The sequence below is a fragment of the Haloferula sp. genome, from assembly GCF_049672945.1.
GTDB lineage: Bacteria > Verrucomicrobiota > Verrucomicrobiia > Verrucomicrobiales > Akkermansiaceae > Haloferula.
In genome coordinates this window covers 1-4,963 of record NZ_JBATWY010000188.1, presented here as the reverse complement: position 1 = coordinate 4,963, position 4,963 = coordinate 1, and the positions used below count along the sequence as shown (strand labels likewise).

The 4,963-nt window shown below is 58.1% G+C and carries 4 protein-coding genes; 1 reads left to right on the top strand and 3 read right to left on the bottom strand.

Annotated elements, in window-relative coordinates; translation table 11 throughout:
* Positions 1 to 15: 15 nt before the first annotated feature.
* Positions 16 to 399 carry a hypothetical protein gene (locus WBG04_RS17320; protein WP_424315963.1) on the bottom strand — a complete coding sequence of 128 codons (384 nt, stop codon included), beginning with the start codon at positions 397 to 399 and terminating at the stop codon, positions 16 to 18.
* Between the two features lie 113 nt (positions 400 to 512).
* Positions 513 to 3,329, bottom strand: a complete 2,817-nt coding sequence (locus WBG04_RS17315; RefSeq protein WP_424315962.1) for a PSD1 and planctomycete cytochrome C domain-containing protein — start codon at positions 3,327 to 3,329, stop codon at positions 513 to 515.
* 77 nt (positions 3,330 to 3,406) lie between these two features.
* On the opposite strand from WBG04_RS17315, the gene WBG04_RS17310 reads away from it, so the two are divergent.
* The gene (locus WBG04_RS17310; RefSeq protein ID WP_424315961.1) at positions 3,407 to 4,249 is read left to right on the top strand and encodes a TIM barrel protein; all 843 of its coding nucleotides are present in this window, start codon (positions 3,407 to 3,409) and stop codon (positions 4,247 to 4,249) included.
* 6 nt (positions 4,250 to 4,255) lie between these two features.
* On the opposite strand, the gene msrB is transcribed toward WBG04_RS17310, so the two are convergent.
* The gene (gene msrB, locus WBG04_RS17305; RefSeq protein WP_424315960.1) at positions 4,256 to 4,828 is read right to left on the bottom strand and encodes a peptide-methionine (R)-S-oxide reductase MsrB; all 573 of its coding nucleotides are present in this window, start codon (positions 4,826 to 4,828) and stop codon (positions 4,256 to 4,258) included.
* Positions 4,829 to 4,963: the final 135 nt, after the last annotated feature.

The following is a 4,963-nucleotide window of genomic DNA, read 5'->3' as shown; positions in this document are numbered from 1 at the left end:
CATGTTGACGAGGAATCAACCGAGCGGGATGCGCAGGCCCAGCGTGGTGCTGATCGCGCCGAGGACGACCGGGATCAAAGAAGTCGGATCACAGCTGAGCGTGTTTCCGAAATGGAAAAAAGCCTGGTGGCCCGGGGTCGGAAACAGAATGCCAGGTACCGTGATCATCATCGCTCCCAGAATGGTGGGGAGGCTCCCCGCAATGATCATGGCTGCTTGGCGGCGGGTGTAGTGCCCTGCGACTAGAGCGAGGAATCCGTCAACGTAACAGCTCTTCAGAAAGATTCCCGTGGCCTTCACGCCGAGCAAGGTCTGGTGAGCCAGCTTGCGAAGCGTGGGCTTGGGATTATCCCGTAACTGCCTGATCGTAAGAGATATGCGTGATATGTGGGACAGCATGGGAAGGAGCTTACCCATGATCGCGTAGCTCCGCAATAAAAAATCAATAAAGATTGAACATTTCCATGACTTAGTTGTCGTGAATCATGGATAGCTTCGTTTCCTGATGTTTTCTAGTGGTTGAAGAGGAATTCCTTGGAGTTCAGCAGGGCCCAGAAAACATCATCGAGGACCAAGCGGGTGGCTTTGGGATCCTTGGCTTCGTCGAGATGGATCTGAAGCTTGGCTGATTCGGCTTCGGTCGGCTTTCTTCCCAGAGTTCTCAGGTAGAGATTCTCGATGATGACTGGAGGAGGGGTCTTTGCATTCAGCATCGTGGTGATCACCGGGCTCGACTTGATCCGTTGGTGGGTGGATTCGCCGTTGAGGAGGTGAAGGGCTTGGGAAAGGTTGGGCTCCATTTTCACCTCGCAAGAGCAGACGGTCGTGCGGCTGGCGCGGCCGAAAGTGGTGAGGAAATAGTTCGAGGTGTTTCCGTCGGCGATCTGAACCGCACGCGCACCGGATGGCAGTCCTTTGAACTTGCTCGGGGTCTCGGTGACCTGGGAGATCGAATCCAGCAGCACTTCCGCGCGGAGTCGGCGGATCAGGGCATGGGAGAAGTTGGTTTCGTCCGTGACATTGGTTTCGTTGGTCCGGCTGGAAAGCTGGTAGGTCCGCGAGGTGCAGATTTCCCGCACGATACTACGAATGTCGTAGTTGGATTCGATGAATTTGGTGGCCAGTGCCTCGAGCAGCGCGGGGTTCGAGGGTGGGTTGGAGATCCGGACGTCATCGACCGGGTCGGTGATGCCGACTCCGAAGAAGTGCGCCCAAGTGATGTTCGCCACGTTGCGGGCGAACCATGGGTTCTCCGGTGAGGCGAGCCAGTCGGCGACGGCTTCGCGGCGCGACTTCCTGCCGAAGTCTTCGGGTGTCTCCGTTCCAAGGAAGCGCGGTTTGACGTTTTGGTTGGTGACGGGGTGCTTGACCTCGCCACCGGCGTCGAAAATCACCCGCTCGCGTGGATCTTCAGCGGGCTTGCGTTTGACCTGGGCGAAGAATGAGGCGAAGCCATAATAGTCATCCATCGTCCAGCGGTCGAAGGGGTGATTGTGGCACTGGGCGCACTGGATGCGGGTGCCCATGAAGACCTGGGCGACATTCTCGGTGAGTTTGAGGACGTCCTGTTCGACTTGGAAAAAGTTGGTGGCCGGGTTGGCGAAGGTGCCTCCCTCCGAGGCCAGCAGTTCACGGACGATCTCATTGAAGGGGACGCCGTCGGCAATGCGTTCCCTGAGCCAGCCGTAGTATCCTAAAGCCGCTTTGTAGGAGACCTGTTTGGGCCCTTGATTGAAGGTCCGGATCTGAAGCAGCTCGGCCCATTTCATCACCCAGATTTCGGTGAATTCCTTGCGGGCGATCAACTCGTCAACGAGGGCAACGCGCTTGTCGGGAGCCTTTGACGAAAGAAAACGCTCGCGGTCTTCGACTTCGGGAAGTTGTCCAATGAGGTCGAGGTAGACGCGACGGACAAAGACCTCGTCCGAGCAGATTTCCGAAGGGATGATTCGTAGTTTGTGGAGCTTTTCGTAGACGTGCTGATCGAGTTCGTTGAAGGCTTCCAGTTCCGGTCGGGTGTAGGAGAGATTTTCGGGAATGACGATGGCCTGGAGGCCTTCGGTGTAGGTGTGGAAGCGACCGAGTAAAAAGGCTTCTCCACGGTGTTTTGACGTGGCGACTCCGGAATGGCTGCCGATCGGGGCCGAGTTGTCATTCGATGTCGAGAAGGTGGTCAGCGGCGTGACGTCGCGGTCGGTTCCGTCGGAATAAGTCGCGCGCACCGTGAGCGGGATCTCGATGCCGGTGCCCTTCATGACGAGTTCACGGGGTTCGATCTCGATTCCGGTCGGCTGGGGGATCTCGCCTTCATCGTAGTTGGCGCCGTCGGCGATCCAGTCCCTGAGGATCCGGTAGTTCTCGCTATCCTCGTCGAAGAGTTTGCCGCCGGTATGAGGGACTTCGCCGATGGCTTTGGTCAAAAGCAGAGAGCTTTCAGGCAGCGCGAGATTGATGCGCCGGCCGGGAGCTTCGCGGGTGAGGCGGAAGTGGTCACCCTTGGGATCGAAACCGTAGAGGGTGAGATGGAAGCCGTCCTGGCCGCGAGCGGAGCCGTGGCAAGAGCCGGTGTTGCAGCCTGCCGAGGTGAGGACCGGCATGACGTCGAGTTGGAAGGAGATGGGTCGTGCTTGGGTGGCTTGCTTGATGGTGACGGGTACCTCGGCACTCAGACCTCGGTAGTCGATTCTGAGGACGGTGGTGCCATCCTTCAGGGGACGAAGGGTGGTGTCGGTGAGTGAGGCGAGCGAAGGGTCATCGAGTGACAGTTTGGCCTGGCGGGTGATGTCGTGGTTGGCGGCATCCTTGAACTGGGCGAGGACGAGAACCCGGTGGAAATCGGCGGCCGTTTCCAGCGTGACAGAGGAGGGATGGGCGCTGATCGAGAGGATCTCGGGATCGGCGGGGGCATCCCAATCGGGAAGGGCGGATTTGGGCCGTGGCGACATGGTGATGCCGGCTGGCCATTCCGCGCCCGTTGAAATCCAACTCCGCAACACGTCAATTTCTCCGGCACTGAGTAACTTGCCCTTTGGAGGCATGATGTCGTCGTGATCTTCATCGAGTGAGATGCGTTCGATGAGGAGCGACTCGTCGGGTTTTCCGGGGACGATCGCGGCGCCGGAGTCGCCGCCCTGGAGCAAGGCCTCGCGGGTCGTCATCAGCAGATCACCCTTGATTTTGTCGGGGAAATGGCAGGAAAGGCAGCGGGTTTCCAGGATTCTCCGGCTTTCACGGAAGCCTTCCTCGGCAGTCGCTGTGCTGGTCAGCGAGCAAGCGAGAAACCACCCGCTGGCAAGGGGAAGGAGTCTTGGGGCGGTGGAAGTTCGCATGACGGCTTCGCAGATCTACGCCGCATCCACCCTGTGAATTTCACGATTCTTGAGTTCTTGTTTTGATCCGGGCGTGCATGCCGCGGGTTCTTGGGCTTGGCTTGGGCATGAGCGGAAGCATCGTCCTCCCGGGAAGAACACCCCACACTCCGATTGCCGTGAACATCGAGATGTGGTTCGAGGGGGACTTTTGCGAACGCATCGAACAGGCAGCGCGGCTTGGTTTTCCAGCGATTGAGCTCTGGAGTTGGAGGGACAAGGATTTGGAGAAGGGCGGTGAGCTATTGAAACGCCACGGCATGACGGCGACTCAATTCACGGCGTGGGGATTTGGTCAGGAAATCAATGATCCGAACTTTCCGGTCGCCAGGTTTGTGGCAGAGATCGAAGCGGCCTGCGTGGCCACAAGCTTGCTCCCGGGCTGCGATCGCTTTTGCGTGGTGGCGGGTGACAACATCGAGGGTCTGAGTAAGAGGGAGATGCAGACGTCCGTGGTGCAGAAACTCAAGGCGGCGCTGCCGATCTTGGAAAAGTATCATCGAACGGTGATCCTGGAGCCAATGAATCCTTTCGATCATCCTGACCACTGCCTCTACGGAAGTGACGACGGCATTGAGATGTGTCGGGAAATCAATTCCGAGTGGGTGAAACTCAATTGGGATCTCTTCCACATGCAGCGCTCCGAGGGGAATCTGATCGCCAACCTTGAGAAGGGACGCGAGTGGATCGGTTACGTGCAGTTTGCCGACTCGCCCAAGCGGAACGAGCCGGGGACGGGCGAAATCAACTACGCGGAAGTCTTTCGCAAGGTGAGGGAGCTTGGCTACACGCTCCCACTCGGTGCCGAATGCCTGCCCCAAGACGGAGATGCAGCCCGTGCGGCGGAGCGCTTGTATGAAGTCGACTCGAACTCCGCCTAGAATAGCTCAGGACTTCTTGTCTTTCTCAGGTGCTTCCGAGGAAGGTTTCGCTTCGGTCTTTTTCTCGTCCTTCTTGTCGCTGAAGGGCACGAACTTCAAGACCGTGCCATTGATGCAGTAGCGCTTGTCGGTCGGCGTATCGAAGCCTTCACCGGTAAAGACATGTCCAAGGTGCCCATCGCAGATCGCACAGCGGACCTCGGTGCGGGGAACACCGATGTGGTAGTCGACACTCGTTTTGATATTCTTGGCCTTGGACGGATCATAGAATGAGGGCCATCCGCAGTGAGAGTCGAACTTCTCATTTGAGGTGAAAAGCTCGGCATCGCATCCGGCGCAGAAATAGGTGCCGCCTCCTTGTTTCTTGAACTGCTGGTAGACTGCGCCATTTGCCGGCTCGGTGCCATCCTGGCGGAGGATGCGGTACTGCTCGGGGGTGAGTTCCTGTTTCCACTCGGCCTCGGTCTTGGTGACCGGGGCTTTTGGCTGTTCCGGGGCTTTGTCGTCGGTTTCCATAGCGGTTTCTTCGGCGCAGGCGCCAAGAGTGATGGCGAGCATCAAGGGCCAGATTCGGTTCATGATGGAGAGTCTAGCAGTCTGTCGGACTTAGACCAGTGACGAATTGGATAGCGGCTGCTATGCTCGGGGCATGGCAGCCAAGTTCGTCAATATCGACCACGATTCGCCCATGTTGTTGCCTCCCGACCTTCGGGA

Excerpts from the sequence above, each read along its gene's own strand:
- WBG04_RS17320 (WP_424315963.1), bottom strand. The coding sequence starts at position 399 with ATGCTGTCCCACATATCACGCATATCTCTTACGATCAGGCAGTTACGG.
- WBG04_RS17315 (WP_424315962.1), bottom strand. The coding sequence starts at position 3,329 with ATGCGAACTTCCACCGCCCCAAGACTCCTTCCCCTTGCCAGCGGGTGG.
- WBG04_RS17310 (WP_424315961.1), top strand. The coding sequence starts at position 3,407 with ATGCCGCGGGTTCTTGGGCTTGGCTTGGGCATGAGCGGAAGCATCGTC.
- msrB (WP_424315960.1), bottom strand. The coding sequence starts at position 4,828 with ATGAACCGAATCTGGCCCTTGATGCTCGCCATCACTCTTGGCGCCTGC.